The organism is Streptomyces sp. NPDC043738, assembly GCF_056436545.1.
In genome coordinates, this window is sequence record NZ_JBWKCJ010000032.1 from 70,441 (window position 1) to 92,509 (window position 22,069).

The 22,069-nt window shown below is 71.3% G+C and carries 21 protein-coding genes; 14 read left to right on the forward strand and 7 right to left on the reverse strand.

Annotation, left to right across the window (positions count from 1 at the left end):
• The first annotated feature begins 14 nt into the window (after positions 1–14).
• A complete protein-coding gene (gene hutI / locus AC0680_RS31620) occupies positions 15–1,196 on the forward strand; it encodes an imidazolonepropionase (protein ID WP_478635564.1) in 1,182 nt (393 codons plus the stop codon).
• Positions 1,197–1,437: 241 nt separating this feature from the next.
• Here hutI and AC0680_RS31625 read toward each other — a convergent pair whose 3' ends face one another.
• Positions 1,438–2,250 (reverse strand): RNA polymerase sigma factor SigF, encoded by an 813-nt coding sequence (locus AC0680_RS31625; RefSeq protein ID WP_384433439.1) that lies wholly within the window; start codon positions 2,248–2,250, stop codon positions 1,438–1,440.
• A gap of 387 nt (positions 2,251–2,637) precedes the next feature.
• Between AC0680_RS31625 and AC0680_RS31630 the strand changes: the two genes are divergently transcribed.
• The 6 genes from AC0680_RS31630 (at position 2,638) to AC0680_RS31655 (ending at position 8,217) form a co-directional block, all read left to right on the forward strand.
• Entirely contained in the window at positions 2,638–3,006 is a 369-nt protein-coding gene (locus AC0680_RS31630) for an STAS domain-containing protein (protein ID WP_468984228.1), read from the forward strand.
• Positions 3,007–3,180: 174 nt separating this feature from the next.
• A complete protein-coding gene (locus tag AC0680_RS31635; protein ID WP_384433139.1) occupies positions 3,181–3,681 on the forward strand; it encodes an ATP-binding protein in 501 nt (166 codons plus the stop codon).
• Between the two features lie 265 nt (positions 3,682–3,946).
• A complete protein-coding gene (locus AC0680_RS31640; protein WP_478635567.1) occupies positions 3,947–4,654 on the forward strand; it encodes an LPXTG cell wall anchor domain-containing protein in 708 nt (235 codons plus the stop codon).
• Positions 4,655–4,700: 46 nt separating this feature from the next.
• A complete protein-coding gene (locus AC0680_RS31645; RefSeq protein WP_478635570.1) occupies positions 4,701–5,690 on the forward strand; it encodes a COG1470 family protein in 990 nt (329 codons plus the stop codon).
• Between the two features lie 107 nt (positions 5,691–5,797).
• Positions 5,798–6,817, forward strand: coding sequence for a hypothetical protein (locus tag AC0680_RS31650; RefSeq protein ID WP_478635649.1), 1,020 nt, complete (start codon positions 5,798–5,800; stop codon positions 6,815–6,817).
• Complete coding sequence (locus AC0680_RS31655) at positions 6,817–8,217, forward strand: hypothetical protein (protein WP_478635573.1); 1,401 nt, start codon at positions 6,817–6,819, stop codon at positions 8,215–8,217. Before AC0680_RS31650 ends, AC0680_RS31655 begins: the two co-directional genes overlap by 1 nt.
• A gap of 60 nt (positions 8,218–8,277) precedes the next feature.
• Here AC0680_RS31655 and AC0680_RS31660 read toward each other — a convergent pair whose 3' ends face one another.
• Positions 8,278–9,807 (reverse strand): peptide MFS transporter, encoded by a 1,530-nt coding sequence (locus AC0680_RS31660; protein WP_478635576.1) that lies wholly within the window; start codon positions 9,805–9,807, stop codon positions 8,278–8,280.
• A 486-nt stretch (positions 9,808–10,293) separates the two neighbouring features.
• Between AC0680_RS31660 and AC0680_RS31665 the strand changes: the two genes are divergently transcribed.
• Both AC0680_RS31665 and AC0680_RS31670 read left to right on the forward strand, forming a co-directional pair.
• A complete protein-coding gene (locus AC0680_RS31665) occupies positions 10,294–10,974 on the forward strand; it encodes a response regulator transcription factor (protein ID WP_033266590.1) in 681 nt (226 codons plus the stop codon).
• Between the two features lie 6 nt (positions 10,975–10,980).
• Positions 10,981–12,228, forward strand: coding sequence for an ATP-binding protein (locus tag AC0680_RS31670; protein ID WP_478635579.1), 1,248 nt, complete (start codon positions 10,981–10,983; stop codon positions 12,226–12,228).
• 18 nt (positions 12,229–12,246) lie between these two features.
• Here AC0680_RS31670 and AC0680_RS31675 read toward each other — a convergent pair whose 3' ends face one another.
• Positions 12,247–12,765, reverse strand: a complete 519-nt coding sequence (locus AC0680_RS31675) for a GtrA family protein (protein WP_384433119.1) — start codon at positions 12,763–12,765, stop codon at positions 12,247–12,249.
• Positions 12,766–12,897: 132 nt separating this feature from the next.
• Complete coding sequence (locus AC0680_RS31680; protein ID WP_478635583.1) at positions 12,898–13,326, reverse strand: protease inhibitor I42 family protein; 429 nt, start codon at positions 13,324–13,326, stop codon at positions 12,898–12,900.
• Positions 13,327–13,490: 164 nt separating this feature from the next.
• Here AC0680_RS31680 and AC0680_RS31685 point away from each other — a divergent pair, with 164 nt between their 5' ends.
• From AC0680_RS31685 to AC0680_RS31695, 3 genes are all read left to right on the forward strand, one after another.
• A complete protein-coding gene (locus tag AC0680_RS31685; protein WP_478635586.1) occupies positions 13,491–14,630 on the forward strand; it encodes a 5-(carboxyamino)imidazole ribonucleotide synthase in 1,140 nt (379 codons plus the stop codon).
• Positions 14,631–14,737: 107 nt separating this feature from the next.
• Positions 14,738–15,241 (forward strand): 5-(carboxyamino)imidazole ribonucleotide mutase, encoded by a 504-nt coding sequence (gene purE, locus AC0680_RS31690; RefSeq protein WP_478635651.1) that lies wholly within the window; start codon positions 14,738–14,740, stop codon positions 15,239–15,241.
• Positions 15,238–16,374, forward strand: coding sequence for a dipeptidase (locus tag AC0680_RS31695; RefSeq protein WP_478635589.1), 1,137 nt, complete (start codon positions 15,238–15,240; stop codon positions 16,372–16,374). Before purE ends, AC0680_RS31695 begins: the two co-directional genes overlap by 4 nt.
• A gap of 435 nt (positions 16,375–16,809) precedes the next feature.
• Here AC0680_RS31695 and AC0680_RS31700 read toward each other — a convergent pair whose 3' ends face one another.
• The gene (locus AC0680_RS31700) at positions 16,810–18,150 is read right to left on the reverse strand and encodes a UDP-glucose dehydrogenase family protein (protein WP_478635591.1); all 1,341 of its coding nucleotides are present in this window, start codon (positions 18,148–18,150) and stop codon (positions 16,810–16,812) included.
• Between the two features lie 209 nt (positions 18,151–18,359).
• On the opposite strand from AC0680_RS31700, the gene AC0680_RS31705 reads away from it, so the two are divergent.
• Complete coding sequence (locus AC0680_RS31705; RefSeq protein WP_478635593.1) at positions 18,360–19,535, forward strand: acyl-CoA dehydrogenase family protein; 1,176 nt, start codon at positions 18,360–18,362, stop codon at positions 19,533–19,535.
• A gap of 80 nt (positions 19,536–19,615) precedes the next feature.
• Here AC0680_RS31705 and AC0680_RS31710 read toward each other — a convergent pair whose 3' ends face one another.
• The gene (locus tag AC0680_RS31710) at positions 19,616–20,902 is read right to left on the reverse strand and encodes an LCP family protein (RefSeq protein ID WP_478635596.1); all 1,287 of its coding nucleotides are present in this window, start codon (positions 20,900–20,902) and stop codon (positions 19,616–19,618) included.
• Positions 20,903–21,143: 241 nt separating this feature from the next.
• On the opposite strand from AC0680_RS31710, the gene AC0680_RS31715 reads away from it, so the two are divergent.
• Positions 21,144–21,698, forward strand: a complete 555-nt coding sequence (locus AC0680_RS31715; RefSeq protein WP_393499866.1) for an acyl-CoA thioesterase — start codon at positions 21,144–21,146, stop codon at positions 21,696–21,698.
• On the opposite strand, the gene AC0680_RS31720 is transcribed toward AC0680_RS31715, so the two are convergent.
• Entirely contained in the window at positions 21,649–21,948 is a 300-nt protein-coding gene (locus tag AC0680_RS31720) for a VanZ family protein (RefSeq protein ID WP_478635599.1), read from the reverse strand. The two genes, AC0680_RS31715 and AC0680_RS31720, sit on opposite strands and share 50 nt — an antisense overlap.
• Between the last annotated feature and the right edge of the window lie 121 nt (positions 21,949–22,069).

A 22,069-nucleotide genomic window follows, 5' to 3' on the forward strand; every position in this document is an offset into this window, starting at 1 on the left:
AGAACACCCCCGCGATGACGACGACCTCCGCGCCGACCACCGCCATCACCCACATCGCCCAGCTCGTCACCAACGACCCCTCCCTCGGCGAAGGCCCCCTCGGTCTGATCCAGGACGCGGCGGTCGTCATCGACGGCGACCGCATCGCCTGGGTCGGTACCTCCAGCAAAGCACCCGCCACCGACAACGCCGTCGACGCCGGCGGCCGGGCCGGCATCCCCGGCTTCGTGGACTCCCACTCGCACCTGGTCTTCGCCGGCGACCGCACCGCGGAGTTCAACGCCCGGATGTCCGGGCGCCCGTACTCCGCCGGCGGCATCCGCACGACCGTGGCGGCCACCCGCGCCGCCACCGACGAGGCACTGCACGCCAACGTCGCCCGCTACCTGGCCGAGGCGCTCCGCCAGGGCACCACCACCCAGGAGACCAAGTCCGGTTACGGCCTCACCGTCGAGGACGAGGCCCGCGCGCTGCGCATCGCCGCCGAACACACCGACGAGGTCACCTTCCTCGGCGCCCACATCGTCTCCCCGGACTACGCCGACGACCCGGCCGGCTACGTCGACCTCGTCACCGGCCCGATGCTGGACGCCTGCGCCCCGCACGCCCGCTGGATCGACGTCTTCTGCGAGAAGGGCGCCTTCGACGGCGACCAGGCCCGCGCCGTCCTGACCGCCGGTCAGGCCAGGGGCCTGGTGGCACGGGTGCACGCCAACCAGCTCGGCCACGGCCCCGGCGTCCAGCTCGCCGTCGAACTGGGCGCCGCCTCCGCCGACCACTGCACCCACCTGAGCGACGCCGACATCGACGCCTTGGCCCAGTCCGACACCGTCGCCACCCTGCTGCCGGGCGCCGAGTTCTCCACCCGCGCCCAGTGGCCCGACGCCCGCCCGCTGCTCGACGCCGGCGCCACCGTCGCGCTGTCCACCGACTGCAACCCCGGCTCGTCCTTCACCAGTTCGATGCCCTTCTGCATCGCGCTGGCCGTCCGCGACATGGGGATGACGCCCGACGAGGCGGTCTGGTCGGCCACCGCGGGCGGCGCCCGCGCCCTGCGCCGTACGGACGTCGGCCGGATCACCCCTGGTGCCCGCGCCGACCTCGCCCTCCTGGACGCCCCCTCGCACGTCCACCTCGCCTACCGCCCGGGCGTCCCGCTCGTATCGGCCGTGTGGCACAAGGGAGTTCTGGTCTGACGAGCCGTCCGGCGGGCCGTCGGAGAGCCGGCGCCCGGCACCCGGCGGCCCGGGCGAGGGTGAGGCGGCGTCAGACGGTAAGCGGTGCCGGACCGTAAGCGGTGCCGGACCGTGAAGCGGCGTCAGGCGCCCTCACTGGCCGAACAGCAAAGGAGGGCCCGCCCCCAGTAAGCCTCGGGGCAGGCCCTCTTCCGCGCGGGCGACTGCCGGCCGCGGTGGGCCGGCAGGGACCGCGGGTCGCTCACTCCTCGACCATCAGGCCCTTGCGGAGCCGCACGAGCGTGCGGGAGAGCAGACGGGAGACGTGCATCTGGGAGATGCCCAGCTCCTCGCCGATCTCGGACTGCGTCATATTGGCCACGAAGCGCAGCGAGAGGATCTTGCGGTCGCGCGGCGGCAGTTCGGCGATCAGCGGCTTGAGGGACTCGACGTACTCGATGCCCTCCAGGCCGTGGTCCTCGTAGCCGATGCGGTCCGCCAGGGCGCCTTCGCTGTCGTCCTCCTCGGGCTGGGCGTCCAGCGAGCTCGCGGTGTAGGCGTTGCTCGCGGCCATCCCCTCGACGACCTCGTCATTGGTGATGCCGAGGCGTTCGGCGAGTTCGTGCACCGTGGGGGCGCGGTCCAGCTTCTGCGCCAGTTCGTCGCCCGCCTTGGCCAGGTCCAGGCGCAGTTCCTGCAGACGCCTCGGTACGCGCACCGACCAGCTGGTGTCGCGGAAGAAGCGCTTGATCTCGCCGACGATGGTCGGCATCGCGAACGTCGGGAACTCGACGCCACGGCTGAGTTCGAACCGGTCTATCGCCTTGATCAGGCCGATCGTGCCGACCTGGACGATGTCCTCCATGGGCTCGCTGCGGGAGCGGAAGCGGGAGGCCGCGAACTTCACCAGGGCCAGGTTGAGCTCGACCAGGGTGTTGCGGACGTACGCGAATTCGTGAGTGCCTTCCTCAAGCGTTTCGAGTCGCTCGAAGAGGGTTTTGGACAGAGCCCTCGCGTCCACCGGGCCCACCTCGTCGAACGGCGGGATCTCGGGCAGACCGTCGATCTCAGGCATTCCCGCCAGGTCTGATTCGGCAGGTTGCGGCTGGGAAGGGATGTGCCCGGTCGGGTCGGACGGGGGTGTCGACGATGCGGGCTGCCGGTTGTCGTCGGTGCGCAATTCGTCGAGCCGGGGTGACATGGTCTCCTCCATCGTTCTCGGCATAGGCCGCCGATGCCTCTCCGTGATGCTGCGGTGTGCGGCGCCTCCAAAGCCGGCCGTTTCGAATGTGTCCTTACTACGCCTACCTGGGATTGCCTGAAGATGGCAAGTGCGTGTTGTCCGTATATTGGGCAATATGCGGATTGTTCGGCTACCAGCGGGCGTCAGGAAGGCGTAGGGTTCGACGAGCGCAGTCGTAGCAATCAGTCGTCGTCGAGACAGCAAAAGAGGTGCGCGCGCATGGACCGCGGGACGGTCGGCAGTGCGAGCCGGGGTCGGCTTCACGTCGAGATCCGCCATCACGGCGCCAGCGCGGTCGTGACGGTCGCGGGTGAGCTTGACCACCACACCGCCGAGCTGTTGCGTGAGTCACTCGAAGGCTGCGTGGACGACGGATATGCACGCCTGGTGGTGGATTGCTCACGCCTTGAGTTCATGGACTCCACCGGCCTGAACGTGCTGCTCGGTGCGCGCCTGAAAGCGGAGGCCGAAGGGGGCGGGGTCCACTTGGTGGAGATGCAGCCCGTGGTTGCCCGGGTATTCGAGATCACCGGCGCGGAGGCGGTTTTCACGGTGCACGACTCCCTCGATGCGGCCCTGGCCGACTGACGTGACATGCGGCGCCCGGAATGATGCGTTCCGGGCGCGTAGTACGTGTCACAACTTCCGTACCCAACAAGTGGGTGTTCTCACGGTCCGGTCGGGCAGGAGACATCTGAATCCGTTGCATCCAGTCAGCTATCTGTTCTCCGTGAATAGGCGAATCGGTGAGGTGAAGCGCTGATGAGCACCACCCGGCCGTACCCACCGGGCGATCTCGGCCCGGAGCCGGGCGGCGCCGGTGCCTCCGCCGCCGTTCCCTCGGCCGCGCCGGCGGGCCAGATCCGCCGGCTGCGCCTGGCGGGTACCCGAGGCGCCGTGGCACGAGGCCGTGACTTCGCCCGGCAGGCCCTGCACGACTGGGGCTGGCTGCCGGCCGCCAACGCCGATCAGCGCGCCGCCGCCGAGGATGTGCTGCTGGTCGTCTCGGAGCTGGTCACCAACGCCTGCCTGCACGCCGAAGGGCCCGAGGAGCTGCGGCTGCGCTGCACCGCCAAGGTGCTGCGTCTGGAGGTCAGCGACCTCGGTGCGGGGTCGCCGGCGCCGCGCAGCCCGCACCGTCCGGGCCGCCCCGGTGGCCACGGCATGTTCATCGTGCAGCGGCTGTGCCTGGACTGGGGCGTGGTGCGCAACGCCGACGGCGCCGGCAAGACCGTCTGGGCGGAGCTCGCCGCGCCGTCCTGACGGGCGGGCGGAACGGGCGGAGAGAGCCGAGGGGGGGCCTGCGGCCCCCCGCTGCGTCGTCTGTGCCCCCCTGGTGCCCGCTGTGGAGCGGGAGCGCCCGCGGCCGTCGCCGCCGCGGCCGGATTTCCCCGCCGCCCCCTGGCCGTACGGATCGGGGCTGTGCATTGCCTTCCCTCGACAAGGTCCCCGGCGTACCTTGAGCGGCCAATCTGATGTGCCGTCAGAACGTCCGGCGGTGCGCCCACCGGGAGAAGGGGAACGGAAGGTGACCCGCTTCTACGAACAGCACGGCAGGTGTCCGCGCCGGGCGGCCGGCCTCGCCGCCGCGATGGCGGTGGCGGCGGGGTCCGCGGTGATGCTCACCGCGCCGGCCGCCCACGCCGAGGTCGTCGACGTCGACTACCAGTGCAGGACGCCGATCGGGAACAAGGGCGCGGTCTCGCCCATCGACATCAAGAGCACCCCCAGCGGTGGTGCGTACAAGCTGGTGATGTCCTTCGAGAAGGGTGTCTCCTCCAGCCCCGTGGAGCTGGGCAAGGGTGCGATGAAGCCGAGCGCGCTGATCAAGCTGGGCGGCGCGGAGAGCGGTACGGTGCCGGTCGCCGGGCCCCCGAACGACCAGCCGATACCGGCCAACACCCCCATCAAGATCAGTGACTTGAGCGGTACGTACACGCCCAAGGGCAGCGGCAAGGTCACCTTCACGGCCGCCACGCTCACCATCAAGGCGCTGGGCACGACCACCACCTGCACCCCCAGCAACAACCCGAAGCCCTCGCTGAGCCTCGACGTGAAGGGGTCCGGCGGCTCGGGCGGCAGCGGCGGCGCGACCGCCGGCGGCTCCTCCGGCGGGCAGCTTCCGCAGACCGGGCCCGCGGACTCCGCGATCGCGCTGGGCACCCTCGGCGGCACGGTGCTGCTGGCCGGCGCGGCCGGTGCGCTCTGGCTGACCCGCCGTCGGCAGCGGGCCTGACGCTCCGGTAGTCCCGCCCTCCGCGTACGAGCACCAGGAGCCGCCGATGCCGTTCCGTCCGCGCACCGCGGTCAGCGGGGTGATCCTCGCGGCCGCCGCCGTGCTGCTGTGCCCCGCCGCGGCCGGGGCGCAGCCGTCCGCCGCGCCCGGTGACCCGCGCTGGTCCGCGGCGCCCGCGCCCGGTGACGGCGCCGAGCCGAGCGCACAGGACCGCCCGTACTTCTATCTGGAGGGCGCGCCGGGCACCGTCATGAACGACCGGCTCGCCCTCAGCAACCCCACCGGCCACGCCGTCGCCGTACGGCTCCGCGGCTCCGGATCCGGCTCCGGAGCGTGGCTCGCGCTCGCCGCGCGCGAGGTGAAGCTCCCCGCGCACACCCGCGCGGGCGTCCCGTTCTCGGCGACCGTGCCGCGCGACGCGCTCCCAGGTGACCTGGCCGGCACGATCGTCGCGACCGGCCGGGGCACCGGCGGGCACGGCGGACGGGTCACCGTACCTGTGCATCTGCGGGTGACCGGACCGGAACTGTCGGCGCTGACCGTCGAGAACGTGGCGGTGCGGGGCCGGGGGAGCGCGGCCGTCATCCGGTACACGCTGGTCAATCGCGGCAACACGTCGCTCACCCCGCGACTGGCGGTGCGCGCCGACGGGCTGTCCGGACCGGTGCTGCGGCGCGCCGCCCGCACCCTGCCGCTCACCCTGAAGCCCGGTCGGAGCGTCGATCTGACGGAGGAATGGCCCGATCCGCCCGCCCTGGACGCGATGGACGTACGGCTCGCGGTGACGGCCGAGGGCGGTGCGCACGGGTCCGCCACGGCTTCGTACACGGCCTTCCCGTGGGGTGCCGGCGCCGGTGCGGCGCTCGTCGTGGCGGCGGGGGCGGGCGGCGCGGTGGCGGTCCGTTGGCGCCGCACCCAGGGCCCGGACCGGCCGCCGGGCGAGCGGGACACCGCCGGCGGCGAGCCGTCGTCCGGCGGTGAAGCGGCCGACGCGGCAGGTCAGTTGACGCACACGGGATCAGGAGCGCGATCGTGAACGGGGAGCAGGGCAGGGCGACGGCCGGCGCGGCAGCCGGCGCCGGGACGCAGCGGAGGGCGGGCAAGGGCCGGTGGCCCCGGAGGCCGAGGAGAACGGCGGTTGCACTGGCCCTGTGCGCGGCCCTGGCACTGGCGGTGTGGCCGGACACCGCGGCCGGCGCGCGCGCCCGGGCCGACGGCGAGCCCACCGTCCGGCTCTCCGAGAAGGAGGCCGGCAAGGGCGGCGCCCTCACCGTGACCGGCCGCGGCTGGCGGCCCAAGGTGCTGCTCACGCTGCTGATCTGCGGACAGAACATGATCGGCGGCACCAACTCCTGCGCCAACGGGGACGGACGGGCCGTCAGAACGGACGCACGCGGCGCCTTCCGCAAGAGCCTCCCGGTCGCCGAGCCGCCCAAGCCCTGCCCCTGTGTGGTGCATGTGGCGACGGTGACGGGTGCGGCGGCCGCCGCGGACGCCGCGTTCAAAGTGGCGGGCCACCCCGTCGCACCGCTGCCCGAGGAGCGCGCCGGCGGCCGCCTGGCGGTGCTCGCCCAGCCGCGACTGTCGGGCAGCAGCGGCCTGCTGACCTGGTTCGGCGCCCCGCCGCAGCGCGAGTTGACCGTCACGGTCGGCAACCTCGGCTCGGCCCCGGCCAAGGACCCGGTCTTCGAAGTCGGCACCTCGCACGGCGTCTTCGCCCCCCAGTGGGAGGAGCAGCAGTGGCGGGGGACCGTCCCCGCCGGGAAGAAGGCCGAGGTCACGCTGCCGGTCGAGCTGGCGGCCGGCGCGCACGGGGACTACCTGGTCTCGCTCAAGTACGGCGGCAAGGTCCTGGTCGAGCAGCCCTGGGGGGTCGGCAGGCCCTGGGGCGTGACGCTCTTCTGGGTGCTGCTGTGCGTCGTGGTCCCGACGGCGGTGTTCCGCGTCGGGATGGCGATCGTGGACCGGGTACGCCCGCGCCGTACGGCCCGCGGCACCGGTCGCCGCCGGGCGCGCACCACGCCCGGCCGCAGGGCCCGCACCACCGGCAGAAGCGCTGCCGCGGAGGACGGCGACGGCGCCGCCCTGCCGTGGTTCACCCCGGACACCGCACCGTCCACCACCACATCAACCGAACGACCGACGTCGAAAGGTTCTGCGTGATGAGGCAACGGAGGAGAGCCGCGGTGGCCTCGGCGGCCGCGCTGGTGCTCGCGGGTGCGGGTGTCATGGCCGCGGCCGGTACCGCCCAGGCGGCGGAGGTGTCGTACAAGACGGAGTGTCTGCCGCCGCCGATATCGGGGATGCCGCCGATCCAGGGCACCACGAAGGTGGCCGTCAGCGCACCGGCGACCGCGAAGGTCGGCGACGAGATCGAGGTGGTCTGGAAGACCGTCGAGGCCGCGTCGAAGAACCCCGACATCCTCGACCTGGGGGAGAACACCGTCCAGCCCACCGGCACGATCACGGTGGCCGGGGCGCAGACCGGCGAGCTGCCGATGCAGGGGCCGCGGGAGAATCCGCCGATCCCCAAGGGCGGCGCGATGAAGCTGTCCGACATGACGGGCAAGCTGAAGCTGACGAAGCCCGGTGAGATCACCCTCACGCCCGGCTTCTACAACATCAACGTCAACAAGCCGATCTCCACGGACACCAAGTGCTCGGCCAAGGAGGCGGTGAAGCCCGCGGTCACGGTGAAGGTGACCGACGGCGGAGGCGACTCCGGGGGCACGTCCTCCGGCGGCACCACCGGCGGCACCACGAGCGGCGGCACCGACGGCGGCACCACGAGCGGCGGCACCACCGGGGGCGGCGACGACGGCGGCACCAGCGCCGGCACCTCGGGCGGTACGGCCGGCTCCGGCGGCTCGACCGGCGGTTCGACCGGCGGCTCCGGCGGCGACCCCGACGGCACCGCGTACAAGGGCACGGAGGTGAAGGTCCCCTACGCCTGCAAGACGCCCATCGGGGACAAGAAGGCGACCTCGCCGGTGCAGATCAACGCCGTGAAGAAGGGCGGCGCCTACGACCTGACGGTGCAGTTCAAGAAGTCCGTCATGGACAGCCCGGCCGACATCCCCAAGGACTCGGTCAAGCCGTCGATGGACGTCAAGGTGGGCGGCGCGGACAAGGGCTCGGTGAAGGTCGAGGGCCCGACGAACCCCGAGCCCATCAAGTCCGGCGACCCGATCGAGGTCCCCGACCTGAAGGGCACCTACAAGCCGGGTGCCACCGGCAAGGCCACGCTCACCCCGGGCGTGCTCACCGTCAACGCCCTGGGCACGACCACGACCTGCACCCCGGAGAAGGACCCGGGCGTCTCGCTCACGCTGGACACCGCGGCGCAGCCGGGCGGCACCTCCGGCGGTTCGTCGGGCGGCGCGGCGGGATCCGGCGGCGCGGCGGGACCGGCCAGCGTCTCGGGCGGAAGCGGCGGCGGCCTCGCCGAGACCGGAGCGGGCGACCACGGCGCGCTGACCGCGCTCGGCCTGGTCGCCGGCACGGTCGTCCTGCTCGGCGCGGCGGTCTTCACCTTCACCCCGTGGCGGCGGCTCGGCCGGTAGAACACCGGAAGGGCCCGGTACGCAGCGGCGTACCGGGCCCTTTTGTGGTCGCGGGTCGCGTCAGCGGACGTCGCCCATGAGCGCAACGATCTTCTTGCGGCTCAGGTAGATCGCCAGACCGGCCAGCACCGCCATGGCGGCCTCGACGGCCAGCACCGGGATACCGCTCAGGTCCGCGCCACCGGTGGACAGCAGGGTGACGATGCAGTCGCCCGCGGTGACGGCCAGGAACCACACGCCCAGCATCTGGCTCGCGTACTTCTGCGGCGCCATCTTGGTGGTCACCGACAGGCCGACCGGGGACAGGCACAGCTCGCCGATGGTCTGGATCATGTAGATGGAGAGCAGCCACATCGGGCTGACCTTCGAACCGTCCGAGGCCATCATCATCGGGACGATGAAAACGGCGAACGAGGCGCCGATGAAGACCATCGCCATCGAGAACTTCACCGTGGTGCTCGGCTCGCGGTCGCGGCGCGCCAGCCGCAGCCACAGCCAGGCGAACACCGGGGCGAGAGCCATGACCCACAGCGGGTTCACGGACTGGAACCACGAGGAGGGGAAGCTCAGCCCGAAGACCTCGCCGTTCGTCTTCTTCTCCGCGAAGACGGACATCGTCGAGCCCGCCTGGTCGAAGATCATCCAGAACACCGCGGCGGCCACGAAGAACCAGATGTAGCCGCTGACCTTGGTCTGCTCGGTGTCGGTCAGCTCCTTGTCGCGCTTGATGCGCGCCAGGACCGTGATCGGGATGACCAGGCCGAGCAGGGCGAGCGGGACGAGCGCCCAGTTCAGGGTGAAGTGACCGGTGAAGCCGACCACGCCGTAGAAGACCGCGGCGACGGCGGTCCAGATCAGGCCCTTGCGCACCCATGCGGTGCGCTCCTCCGCCTGAAGCGGGGTCGGCACGACGCTGGACTGCGGGCTGAATTGGCGGGTGCCGAGCAGGAAACACACCAGGCCCAGGGCCATGCCGAGCGCCGCCAGCGCGAAGCCCATGTGCCAGTTGACGCTCTGGCCGACCGTGCCGATGGCCAGCGGCGCCGCGAAGGCACCGATGTTGATGCCCATGTAGAAGACGGTGAAGCCGCCGTCCCGGCGCGGGTCCTGGGGGCCGTCGTAGAGGTGGCCGACCATCGTCGAGATGTTGGCCTTCAACAGACCGGAGCCCACCGCGACCAGCGCCAGACCGACGAAGAACATCGCCTGGCCCGGTACCGCCAGCGCCAGGTGGCCGGTCATGATCACGCCGGCCGCGACCGCGACGGTCTTGCGCGGGCCCCAGATGCGGTCGCCGATCCAGCCGCCGGGCAGGGCCAGCAGGTAGACCATCGCCACATAGATGGAGTAGATGGCCGAGGCGGTGACCGCGTTCATGGCCAGACCGCCGCCCTGGGCGCCCTTTTCGGCGTCCGGGCCGCCGGAGATCAGATAGACCACGAGCAGGGCGCGCATGCCGTAATAGCTGAAGCGCTCCCACATCTCGGTCATGAAGAGAGGGGCCAGTCCGCGGGGGTGGCCGAGGAAGGTCTTGCCGCCGTCCACAGGGGTGCCCTGCTTGGCGTTGTCCTTCGTCAGGCTTGACGCCATGGAAGTTTCCTTGTTCTGCTCGGGACGCGTTCGAGAGTCCCGATACGCGCCCTTGTGGGGGTGACCGGCACCGGTGCAGACATGTCCACCCCACGTCCGGGGGTTCGGCACCACGCGAGGCGGGTGCCGGCAGGACGGTCGTGCACCGGGATCCACGCCCCCCGTGCTGCTGCGCGGCGGACCCGGTCGTCAGGTCATTCACTGTGTTCAGGACTGGTCGTGCCAGCCTGCACACAACAGGGACCGCCGACTCCGGTTAAGAGCCACGGTCCCGGCGTTGTGCGACGGACGTCCGGCCACCATACGTCTCGTTAACGCGCGTTTGGGCGCCGTGAGACAACGCTCACATTCGAGTCGGGAACCCTCCGGCGCCGCCCCTTCGAAGGGTTCGCAGCTCACGGCCGTGATGGCCGCGGAAACGGTCCGCCACGGGTCATCCCCGCTGGTCCGCCCCTCGGGCGCGATACATCGGACTACCATCGGGCCATGACCCGTGTACTGCTCGCCGAGGATGACGCGTCCATCTCGGAGCCGCTCGCCCGCGCTCTGCGCCGCGAGGGTTACGAAGTCGAGGTGCGCGAGGACGGCCCGACGGCGCTCGACGCCGGTCTCCAGGGCAATATCGATCTCGTCGTCCTGGACCTGGGGCTGCCCGGCATGGACGGCCTGGAGGTCGCCCGCCGGCTGCGCAACGAAGGCCATTCGTTCCCCATCCTGGTGCTGACGGCTCGGGCCGACGAGGTGGACACCGTCGTCGGCCTGGACGCCGGAGCCGACGACTACGTCACCAAGCCCTTCCGGCTCGCCGAACTCCTCGCCCGCGTCCGGGCCCTGCTGCGCCGCGGCTCCACCGCCGAGCCCCAGCAGCCGCCCGCCACCCACGGCGTACGGATCGACGTCGAGTCGCACCGCGCCTGGATGGGCGAGGAGGAACTCCAGCTCACGGCAAAGGAGTTCGACCTGCTGCGGGTCCTGGTGCGCGACGCCGGCCGGGTCGTCACCCGCGACCAGCTGATGCGCGAGGTCTGGGACACCACGTGGTGGTCGTCCACCAAGACGCTGGACATGCACATCTCCTGGCTGCGCAAGAAGCTCGGGGACGACGCCGCCAACCCCCGCTACATCGCCACCGTCCGTGGCGTCGGCTTCCGCTTCGAAAAGAGCTAGGGGCCCGTGCGCCGTCGCCTGATCAACTCCACGCTCGCCGTGGTGCTCGTCGTGATCGCCGTCTTCGGTGTCTCGCTCGTGATCGTCGAGACCCGCACGATCCAGTCCGGTGCGCAGGAGAGCGTGGCGTCCGAGGCGGTCCGGCTCGTCGGGATCGTGGAGAGCCGGCTGGGCAGCGGCGAGAAGATCACCCCGGACGTGCTCTCCGAACAGATCACCGCCAAGCGGTACGCCGAGATCAAGGTGCCCGGCAAGGCGCCGATCGAGATCGGAGAGCGGCCCTCGGGCGATGTCATCGAGTCGACGGTGCGCGGGGACCGCGGTGAGTCCGTCACGGTCGAGGAGTCGCGTTCCACGATCAGCTCGGAGATCGGCCGGACGCTGCTGGTCATCCTCGCCGTGGCGGTGCTGGCGATCCTCGCGGCCGTCGTGCTCGCCGTCCGCCAGGGCCGCCGGCTGACCGCGCCGCTGACCGACCTCGCCGAGACCGCCGAGCGGCTCGGTTCGGGCGACCCGCGCCCCCGCCACCGCCGCTACGGCGTCCAGGAGCTGGACCGGGTCGCCGATGTGCTGGACGCCAGCGCCGAACGGATCGCCCGGATGCTGACCGCCGAACGGCGGCTGGCCGCGGACGCCTCCCATCAGCTGCGTACGCCGCTGACCGCGCTGTCCATGCGGCTGGAGGAGATCACCGTCACCGACGACCCGGAGACCGTGAAGGAAGAGGCCACCATCGCGCTGGCCCAGGTGGAGCGGCTGACCGACGTCGTCCAGCGGCTGCTGACCAATTCGCGCGATCCGCGCAGCGGCTCCGCGGTCGCCTTCGACCTCGACGAGGTGGTCAAGCAGCAGATCGAGGAGTGGCGACCGGCCTACCGCAGCGCCGGGCGGGCCATCGTCCGCTCCGGCAAGAAGGGGCTGCGGGCCGTCGGCACACCGGGCGCGGTCGCCCAGGTGCTGGCCACTTTGATCGAGAACTCGCTGATGCACGGCGACGGGACGGTCGCGCTGCGCACCCGCGTCACCGGCAACCAGGCGGTCGTCGAGGTCACCGACGCCGGACCGGGCGTTCCGCCGGACCTCGGCTCGCGGGTCTTCGAGCGGACCGTCTCCGGACGCAACTCCACGGGGCTCGGACTGGCCGTCGCCCGGGACCTCGCGGAGGCGGACGGCGGGCGGCTGGAACTGCTCCAGCAGCATCCACCGGTCTTCGCGCTCTTCCTGGCCCGCGAGGCGGAGGCCGCCGACGTGTGAGCGGCCCGCGGTGCCCGGCTACTTCCGGGAGCCGCTGCGCGGGTGCGACGGGCGGTGGGAGCCGTCGTCGAGGAAGGACTCGGCGGTCTCTATCGCCTCCCGCGCGGGCAGCGTGCGGAAGACCCAGGTGCGGTAGGACCAGAAGCGGAAGAGCGTGGCGAGGCCGATGCCGAGGAACTTGAAGACGTTGCTCTGCAGCCGGCTGTCCCAGCCGAACCCGTAGGTCGCGATGTAGAGCAGGCCGTTCTCGATGACCAGGCCGACCGCGCTGAACAGCAGGAAGAGCGTCAGTTCCTTCGTGCGGCCCCGCTTGTCGCGGTCGCGGTAGGTGAAGTAGCGGTAGCCGAGGTAGTTGGTGCCGGTCGCCACGACCGTCGCGATGATGCTGGCCCGGACGACGGGCACGTCGGTCAGCTGCCGTACGAGGTTGAACACCGCGAAGTTGACCACGACGCCCGCGCCGCCGACCGCGCCGAACTTCACCAGCTCGCGAGTGAGCGCCTCCAGCCGCGACCGCAGCGCGCTCCGTTCACTCATGGTGGTCGTTCAGCTCCCCGTTGTGGGCGGTGTCCGCGGCCGTCAACCCTGGTCCGCCCCCTCATGCTAACCACGGCTCGAACGGCGGTGCCCCACTCCCGGCCATTGTGTGCGGATGCCGGGCGCGTGCGGTCAGCCGACGGTGACACGGAAGTTGAGGGTGCGGGCGCCCGGCTCCTCGGCGCCGGTGGCGCAGCTGCGGCAGCGCAGCAGCCGTAAGTCCGTACGGCCCGCACGGACCGCCTCGAAGTCGAGGTAGCGGGCGGGGCCGGTGCCGGACGGCGCGGCGCCGTCGGGGGCCTCGCGGGCGCCGGCCGTTTCGAGGACGCCGGGGTCGGGGCGGGGCGGGGCGATGATCCAGTGGTAGCGGCCGGCCGGGTCGTCCTCGACCCGCACGCTGAAGCGGTCGCCGGCCCGGACCGCGATCTCCGTGTCGTCCGCGTCGAAGACCTTCGGCGCGGACAGCTGACTGATCACCGAGTGCACGGCGACCACCAGCGCGGCGATCGCGACGCCGATCACCAGCGCCCGGGCGCCCCTCGATATGCCACTGCTCTCCATCCGGCCTCCCCTTGGCCGGGCCGCAGCCCGGCACCGGTCGCACACCCGTGCCCGAGACTAATGGCCGGTGTCGATGCCCCACCGGCGATCTTCGAACGCGCGAACTCGGAGGATCATCCAAGCCGGGGTCGGGGTCGCGTCGCGGGGCGGATACCCTGGGGGGCGTGACGTTCCCGGTAGTCGGCATGGTCGGCGGCGGTCAGCTCGCCCGTATGACCCACGAGGCGGGTATCCCCCTCGGCATCAAGTTCAAGCTTCTCAGCGACACTCCGCAGGATTCGGCGGCCCAGGTGGTCAGCGATGTCGTCATCGGCGACTACCGCGATCTGGACACGCTGCGCTCCTTCGCGCGCGGCTGCGATGTGATCACTTTCGATCACGAGCACGTCCCCACCGAGCATTTGCGGGCCCTGGAGGCCGACGGCATCCCCGTCCGGCCCGGTCCCGACGCGCTGGTGCACGCCCAGGACAAGGGGGTGATGCGCGCCAAGCTGGACGCGATCGGCGTCCCCTGCCCACGCCATCGCATCGTCTCCGACCCCGCGGACGTGGAGCGCTTCGCGGCGGAGGGCGACGGCTTCCCGGTGGTCCTCAAGACCGTCCGCGGCGGCTATGACGGCAAGGGAGTCTGGGTCGTACGATCCTCCAAGGAGGCCGAGGAGCCCTTCCGCGCCGGGGTGCCCGTCCTTGCGGAGGAAAAGGTGGAATTCGTCCGCGAACTGGCCGCCAACATCGTCCGCTCACCGCACGGTCAGGCCGTCGCCTACCCGGTCGTGGAGTCCATCCAGGTCGACGGCGTCTGCGACACCGTGATCGCACCGGCGCCCGACCTCGACTCCGAGCTGGCCGGCCAGGCCCAGGAGCTGGCGCTGCGGATCGGCAAGGAGCTGGGCGTCGTCGGTCACCTGGCCGTCGAGCTCTTCGAGACCGCCGACGGCCGCATCCTCGTCAACGAGCTGGCCATGCGCCCGCACAACTCCGGCCACTGGACCCAGGACGGCGCGATCACCTCGCAGTTCGCCAACCACGTCCGTGCCGTGCTCGACCTCCCGCTCGGCGATCCGCGCCCGCGCGCCCGCTGGACGGTCATGGCCAACGTCCTCGGCGGCGACTACCCCGACATGTACTACGCGTACCTGCACTGCATGGCACGGGACCCGCGGCTGAAGATCCACATGTACGGCAAGGACGTGAAGCCCGGCCGTAAGGTCGGACACGTCAACACCTACGGCGACGACCTGGCGGATGTGCGCGAGCGCGCCGCACACGCCGCCGGCTATCTGCGAGGAACGATCACCGAATGACTTCAGCCCGCCCGTCGTCCGACCACCGCCCCTCGACGAGCTCCCCCACACTCCGTGCGGGGGGACCCCCAGCGCGCCCCTCTGATCTCCCCGTGATCGGCATCGTCATGGGCTCCGACTCCGACTGGCCCGTCATGGAGGCCGCCGCCCAGGCTCTCGCCGAGTTCGAGATCCCCTACGAGGTCGATGTCGTCTCGGCCCACCGCATGCCGCGCGAGATGATCGCGTACGGCGAGGACGCCGCCGACCGCGGCCTGAAGGCGATCATCGCCGGCGCCGGGGGAGCCGCCCACCTCCCCGGGATGCTCGCCTCGGTCACCCCGCTGCCGGTCATCGGCGTCCCCGTCCCGCTGAAGTACCTCGACGGGATGGACTCGCTCCTGTCCATCGTGCAGATGCCGGCCGGTGTGCCGGTCGCCACGGTCTCGGTCGCCGGCGCCCGCAACGCCGGACTCCTCGCCGCCCGGATCCTCGCCGCCCACGACCCCGAACTCCTCGCCCGGATGCGCGACTTCCAGCAGGAGCTGAACGAGCAGGCGACCGAGAAGGGCAAGCGGCTGCGCAACAAGGTCGCCACCCCCCACGGCTTCGGCTTCGGCGGCACCAAGTGAGCTCCTCCCTGGAGGAGGCGCGGGCCCTGCTCGCCCGCTGGCCCGTCGTCGACGGCCACAACGACCTGCCCTGGGCGCTGCGCGAACAGGTCGGCTACGACCTCGACCGGCGCGACATCGCCGCCGACCAGTCCGCGCATCTGCACACCGACCTGCCGCGGCTGCGGGCCGGCGGCGTCGGCGCGCAGTTCTGGTCGGTGTACGTACGCGCCGACTACGCGGGCGACAAGGCGGTCAGCGCCACCCTCGAACAGATCGACGCCGTACGGCAGTTGACCGAACGCTACCCGGACGAGCTGCGTCTGGCGTACACCGCCGACGAGATGGAGGCGGCCCGCGCCGAGGGCCGCATCGCCTCCCTCATGGGCGCCGAGGGCGGTCACTCCATCAACAACTCGCTGGCCACGCTGCGGGCGCTGTACCGACTCGGCGTGCGCTACATGACGCTCACCCACAACAGCACCATCGACTGGGCGGACTCCGCCACCGACGAGCCGCGCCACCAGGGCCTGAGCGCCTTCGGCGAGGAGGTCGTCCGTGAGATGAACCGCTGCGGGATGCTGGTCGACCTCTCGCACGTCTCGGCCGACACCATGCGCGACGCGCTGCGGGTCAGCGCCGCGCCGGTGATCTTCTCGCACTCCTCCGCCCGCGCCGTCTGCGACCATCCGCGCAACATCCCCGACGACGTGCTCGCCCAGCTGCCCGCCAACGGCGGCGTCGCGATGGCCACCTTCGTCCCGAAGTTCGTGCTGCCCGAAGCCGTCGAGTGGACGCTGCGCGCCGACGAGAACATGCGCGCCCACGGTCTGCACCACCTCGACACCACCGAGGCGGGCATGACGGTCCAGCGGGCCTTCGAGGCCGCCAACCCGCGCCCGAGGGCCACCGCGGCCACCGTCGCCGATCACCTCGACCACATGCGCGAGGTCGCCGGCGTCGACCACATCGGCATCGGCGGCGACTTCGACGGCACCGCCTTCACCCCGGACGGCCTGGCCGACGTGGCGGGCTATCCGAACCTGGTCGCCGAACTACTGGACCGCAACTGGTCCCAGGCCGACCTGGCCAAGCTGACCTGGCAGAACGCGGTGCGGGTGCTGCGGGCGGCGGAGGACGTGGCCCGGCGGTAGCTGCGCTGGGCTTGCTTCCCACGTTGTCGGCTGCGGCGCCGTGCTGGTTTCTCGCCGTTACGCCTGCGGCGGGCGGTTGTTTGTCGGGTGCGGTGACAGCCCTACGGACTTCGTCCTACGGTCTGTCCCCTCCCGTGGGTGGGTGGGAAGAGCGATCGGTGGGGCGGGCCCCGTCCGTCGGCTTCCTGCACACGAACGCTGACGTTCAGGCCCACCGGTCTCCTTTCCCCCCACACACGGGAGGGGGCGGACCGCAGGACGGAGTCCGGAGGGGCGCACCCGCTGCCGAAAACGCCCCGCGCAGCGGCACCCAGCCCGCCGCAGGCGCAACGGTGCGAAAGCCAGACAAGTCGGCCACGGCAAAGCGCAGCGGACGGGCCCGCCGCAGGCGCAACGGCGAAAAACCACCACGGCGGGACAGCCGACAACGTGGGATTACGCCCGCGGGCGCCCCAGCGCCCGATACGTCCAGCCCGCCTTGCGCCAAAGCTGGGCGTCCAGCGCGTTGCGGCCGTCCAGGATGCGGCGCTCGGCGACCACCTCGGCCAGGGCGGCCGGGTCCAGTTCGCGGAACTCCCGCCACTCCGTGAGGTGGAGCACGGCGTCGGCGCCCCGTACGGCGTCCAGGGCGGTGTCGGCGTACGCGAGCGTCGGGAAGACGCGCCTGGCGTTCTCCATGCCCTTCGGGTCGTAGACGGTGACCTGGCCGCCCTGGAGGTGGATCTGGCCGGCGACGTTGAGCGCGGGGGAGTCGCGTACGTCGTCCGAGTCCGGCTTGAAGGTGGCGCCGAGGACGGCGACCCGCTTGCCGAGGAAGCCGCCGCCGACGGCGTCGCGGGTCAGCTCGACCATGTGGCCGCGGCGCCGCATGTTGATCGAGTCGATCTCGCGCAGGAAGGTCAGCGCCTGGTCGGCGCCGAGCTCGCCGGCGCGCGCCATGAAGGCCCGCAGGTCCTTGGGCAGGCAGCCGCCGCCGAAGCCGATGCCGGCGCGCAGGAACTTGTTCCCGATCCGCTCGTCGTGCCCGATCGCCTCGGCCAGCTTCACCACGTCGCCGTCGGCCGCCTCGCACACCTCGGCCATGGCGTTGATGAAGGAGATCTTCGTGGCCAGGAAGGAGTTGGCGGAGGTCTTGACCAGCTCGGCCGTCGGGTAGTCCATGACGATGAACGGCGAGCCCTCGGCGATCGGCGTGGCGTACACCTCGCGCAGCAGCTCCTCGGCCCGCTCGCCGGCGACCCCGGCCACGATCCGGTCCGGGTGCAGGGTGTCGTCGACGGCGAAGCCCTCGCGCAGGAACTCGGGGTTCCAGGCCAGCTCGGCCGCCACGCCGGCCGGGGCGTTCTCCGCCAGCCGCTTCGCGAGCCGGGCCGCGCTGCCCACCGGGACCGTGGACTTGCCGACCACCAGCGCCGGGCGGGTCAGATGCGGCGCCAGCGCGTCGAAGGCGCTCTCCACGTAACTCATGTCGCAGGCGTACTCACCGTGCTTCTGCGGGGTGTTCACGCAGACGAAGTGCACATCGCCGAACGCCCCGACCTCCTCGTAGGAGGTGGTGAAGCGCAGCCGGCCGCTGGACCCCTCGATCCCGGCGACATGGCGGCGCAGCAGCTCCTCCAGGCCCGGCTCGTACATCGGGACCTCGCCGCGCTGCAGCATCTCGATCTTCTCGGGGACCACATCGAGCCCCAGCACCTCGAAGCCGAGCTCGGCCATGGCCGCGGCGTGGGTGGCGCCAAGGTAGCCGGTGCCGATCACGGTGATCTTGAGGGCCATGGATGCTCCAGACGCATACTGAGGAAAACGGCGCTGACCGAGCATAGTCGCGCCTGGAACGGTCGACTCCAGCCCGCGCGGGAGCAGGTCTGTAACTGTCGGCAACCTCACGTATCCGCAGGCCGGGGTAGGCGCCTAGAATCCGGAGAGGTAAAGGGTTACTTAACGGTAGTTAGCACTGCCGGGAGCTCACAGGGGAGTGAGAGTTAGTGGCGGGATCCGCTGATTTCGATCTGTACCGACCGTCGGAGGAGCACGACATGCTCCGTGAGTCGGTGCGCTCGCTCGCCGAGGCGAAGATCGCGCCGTTCGCCGCCGCGGTGGACGAGGAGGCCCGCTTCCCGCAGGAGGCGCTCGACGCGCTGGTCGCCAACGACCTGCACGCCGTCCACGTGCCGGAGGCCTACGGCGGCGCCGGCGCCGACGCGCTGGCCACCGTCATCGTGATCGAGGAGGTGGCGCGGGTGTGCGCCTCGTCCTCGTTGATCCCGGCGGTCAACAAGCTCGGCTCGCTGCCGGTGATCCTCTCCGGCTCCGAGGAGCTGAAGAAGAAGTACCTGGGGCCGCTCGCCAAGGGCGACGCGATGTTCTCGTACTGCCTGAGCGAGCCGGACGCCGGCTCCGACGCGGCCGGCATGAAGACCAAGGCCGTACGCGACGGCGACTACTGGGTGCTGAACGGCGTCAAGCGCTGGATCACCAACGCCGGCGTCAGCGAGTACTACACGGTGATGGCCGTGACCGACCCCGAGCAGCGCTCCAAGGGCATCAGCGCGTTCGTGGTGGAGAAGGGCGACGAGGGCGTCTCCTTCGGCGCCCCGGAGAAGAAGCTCGGCATCAAGGGCTCCCCGACCCGCGAGGTCTACCTGGACAACGTCCGGATCCCCGCCGACCGCATGATCGGCGCGGAGGGCACCGGCTTCGCGACGGCCATGAAGACCCTGGACCACACCCGCATCACGATCGCGGCCCAGGCGCTCGGCATCGCCCAGGGCGCCCTGGACTACGCCAAGGGCTACGTCCAGGAGCGCAAGCAGTTCGGCAAGCCGATCGGCGACTTCCAGGGCATCCAGTTCATGCTCGCCGACATGGCCATGAAGCTGGAGGCGGCCCGTCAGCTCACCTACGCCGCGGCGGCCCGCTCCGAGCGGATATCGGCCGGCGGCAAGGGCGAGGACCTGACCTTCTTCGGCGCCGCGGCCAAGTGCTACGCCTCCGACGCGGCCATGGAGATCACCACGGACGCCGTCCAGCTGCTCGGCGGCTACGGCTACACCCGTGACTACCCGCTCGAGCGGATGATGCGGGACGCCAAGATCACCCAGATCTACGAGGGCACGAACCAGGTGCAGCGGATCGTGATGGCCCGCAACCTGCCGCAGTAGGCGGCGGCGCGCAGACGGCACGCACAAGGGCCCCGCACCGCGGTCACGGTGCGGGGCCCTTCGCCGTGCCGGTGCGCCGGTCAGTTGCCGGAGACCGTGACCTTCTCGTCGTTCTTGAGCTGGCCGACCAGCTGCTGGAGCTTGGCCTTGTCCCAGACGAGGTTGCCGCCGTTGCTGCCGGAGATCGGCATGTTCATCGACTTGCCGTCGCCGCCGGTGACGTCCTTCATCGCGAAGAACATCTGGCCCAGGTCCCACAGGCTCATGTCCTTGTCGACGATCAGCGTGTCCAGGCCGGCGCCCATCGTCGGGTAGAGCTTGAAGGGGTTGAGGACGGTGCCCGGGGTGGCGGTCTGGCTCGCCAGGGTGGCCAGGAACTTCTGCTGGTTCTTGGTGCGCTCCAGGTCCTGGGTCGCGAACGCGTGCCGGGTGCGGACGAAGGCGAGCGCCTGCTGGCCGTCGAGGGTCTGCTTGCCGGCCTGGAAGTCGGCGCCGGAGTCCTTGTCCTTGAACGCCTTGGGGATGTCCATCTCGACGCCGCCGATGGCGTCCACGATGTTGGCGAAGCCGGCGAAGCCGATCTCGACGTAGTGGTCGATGTGCAGCTTGGTGTTGTACTCGACGGTGCGCACCAGCAGCTCCGGCCCGTCCTCGGCGTAGGCCGCGTTGAGCTTGGTGTGCCGTCCGGTGCCCTGGTACTTCTTGCCGGAGTCGGAGCCGACGAAGGACGGGATCTCGACGTCCGAGTCGCGCGGCAGCGAGATCAGCGTCGGACCGTTGCTGCCGTCGTGCAGGATCATCATCGAGTCGGTCCGCTTGCCCTCGGCCGAGCCGGTGTGCAGCTTCTTCTTGTCCTCGGCGGACATGCCCTCGCGGCTGTCGGAGCCGACGATCAGGTAGTTCGTGCCGTCGCCCTCCTCCGGCCGTTCGATGACCTTGCTGAGGTCGACCTCGCGGCGGAGCTTGCCGTCGGCCCAGAAGTACGTGGCGACCGAGGCGACCAGCAGCACCACGACCAGGGTGATGAGGGTCCGCTTGATGCGCCGGCCCCAGTGGGGGCGCGGCCGGCCGCCGCCGTAGCCGTCGTCGTAGCCACCGCCGCCACCGCGGCCGCCGCCGTAGACCTGGCCGGTGTTGTAACCGTCGTCGTACGCGTCGTCGTAGCCCTGGGACTGCTGCGGCGGCACGGTCGCTCCCCGGCGCGGGGACATCGACGGCGGCATCGGGGGCTCTGGCCGCGGATAGCCGGCGCCCGCGTCGCGCCGCACCTGCGGCATGGCGCGCACGCCCTCCGGATCGCCGCTGCTGCCGCGTCCGTACCTGTTGCCGTTCTGGTCGCCGGACCACCCATTGGGCCACTCATTCATACCCGGCAGTGTGCATGCCGCAGGGGGGTGTCCCATAGGGCGGGTGCTGGATCGGGCCAGGGCTGTTGCAGAGCTGATGCAAAGCCACGGCGGCCTTCCACCGCATACCTGAAGGGGCCGTGACCATTCCGGCGGGGCCGAATGGAAGCATCCATTCCGGATAGTTTCCGACGGGGTCGGGAGACTTGTGTCACGTACGGAGCGGGGCGGTGGCCCCGCCGACGCCGCTTAGGCTGGCGGCATGACCGAACTCGTCACCAACGACCCCGACGGTGAGCTCGTGGGCAAGCCCACCTCCGTGTCCCGCATCACGCTCAGCCACATCATGACGGCCGGCGACACGAACCTCCTGGGGACCGTCCACGGTGGCGTGATCATGAAACTGGTCGACGACGCGGCGGGTGCGGTGGCCGGGCGGCACTCCGGCGGGCCGGCCGTGACCGCCTCCATGGACGAGATGGCCTTCCTGGAGCCGATCCGGATCGGCGACCTCGTCCATGTGCGCGCCCAGGTCAACTGGACCGGTCGCTCCTCGATGGAGGTCGGCGTGCGGGTCCTGGCCGAGCGCTGGAACGAGTCCAGCCCGGCCCAGCAGGTCGGCTCCGCCTACCTCGTCTTCGCCGCCGTCGACGAGCACGGCAAGCCCCGCCAGGTGCCGCCGGTGCTCCCCGAGACCGAGCGGGACAAGCGCCGCTACCAGGAGGCGCAGATCCGCCGCACGCACCGCCTCGCCCGGCGCCGCGCGATCAGGGAGCTGCGCGAACGGCGCGCCGCGGAAGGCCTCGACGACGCATAGCGGCGGCGGCCAGCTGCCCGAGCAGGGTCAGCCCCGCGCCGACGACGGTGCCGGCCGCCGCGCACAGCACATCGTCGATATCGGCGATCCGTCCGGCCCGCATCAGCAGCTGCGCCGTCTCGATGACCAGGCACAGGCCCACCCCCAGCAGGAACGCCGCGGCCAGCGGGGTGCGCGGCGCCGCGAACCGCAGCAGCAGCGGTACCGGTACGAACAGCGCGGCGTTGGCCACCTGCCGCCGCACCAGCATGTCCAGCTCGCCGGGTTCGGGGGGGGGGGACAGCGTGGAAAGGACCCCACCAGGCCGCCACCACACCCCCCCGCCCCCCCCACCGACCCGCTCAGCCGGTACCAGCCTCGCCCCCAAGCAC

Excerpts from the sequence above, each read along its gene's own strand:
- hutI (WP_478635564.1), top strand. The coding sequence starts at position 15 with ATGACGACGACCTCCGCGCCGACCACCGCCATCACCCACATCGCCCAG.
- AC0680_RS31625 (WP_384433439.1), bottom strand. The coding sequence starts at position 2,250 with ATGCCTGAGATCGACGGTCTGCCCGAGATCCCGCCGTTCGACGAGGTG.
- AC0680_RS31630 (WP_468984228.1), top strand. The coding sequence starts at position 2,638 with ATGGACCGCGGGACGGTCGGCAGTGCGAGCCGGGGTCGGCTTCACGTC.
- AC0680_RS31635 (WP_384433139.1), top strand. The coding sequence starts at position 3,181 with ATGAGCACCACCCGGCCGTACCCACCGGGCGATCTCGGCCCGGAGCCG.
- AC0680_RS31645 (WP_478635570.1), top strand. The coding sequence starts at position 4,701 with ATGCCGTTCCGTCCGCGCACCGCGGTCAGCGGGGTGATCCTCGCGGCC.
- AC0680_RS31655 (WP_478635573.1), top strand. The coding sequence starts at position 6,817 with ATGAGGCAACGGAGGAGAGCCGCGGTGGCCTCGGCGGCCGCGCTGGTG.
- AC0680_RS31660 (WP_478635576.1), bottom strand. The coding sequence starts at position 9,807 with ATGGCGTCAAGCCTGACGAAGGACAACGCCAAGCAGGGCACCCCTGTG.
- AC0680_RS31665 (WP_033266590.1), top strand. The coding sequence starts at position 10,294 with ATGACCCGTGTACTGCTCGCCGAGGATGACGCGTCCATCTCGGAGCCG.
- AC0680_RS31675 (WP_384433119.1), bottom strand. The coding sequence starts at position 12,765 with ATGAGTGAACGGAGCGCGCTGCGGTCGCGGCTGGAGGCGCTCACTCGC.
- AC0680_RS31680 (WP_478635583.1), bottom strand. The coding sequence starts at position 13,326 with ATGGAGAGCAGTGGCATATCGAGGGGCGCCCGGGCGCTGGTGATCGGC.
- purE (WP_478635651.1), top strand. The coding sequence starts at position 14,738 with ATGGGCTCCGACTCCGACTGGCCCGTCATGGAGGCCGCCGCCCAGGCT.
- AC0680_RS31700 (WP_478635591.1), bottom strand. The coding sequence starts at position 18,150 with ATGGCCCTCAAGATCACCGTGATCGGCACCGGCTACCTTGGCGCCACC.
- AC0680_RS31710 (WP_478635596.1), bottom strand. The coding sequence starts at position 20,902 with ATGAATGAGTGGCCCAATGGGTGGTCCGGCGACCAGAACGGCAACAGG.
- AC0680_RS31715 (WP_393499866.1), top strand. The coding sequence starts at position 21,144 with ATGACCGAACTCGTCACCAACGACCCCGACGGTGAGCTCGTGGGCAAG.
- AC0680_RS31720 (WP_478635599.1), bottom strand. The coding sequence starts at position 21,948 with ATGCTGGTGCGGCGGCAGGTGGCCAACGCCGCGCTGTTCGTACCGGTA.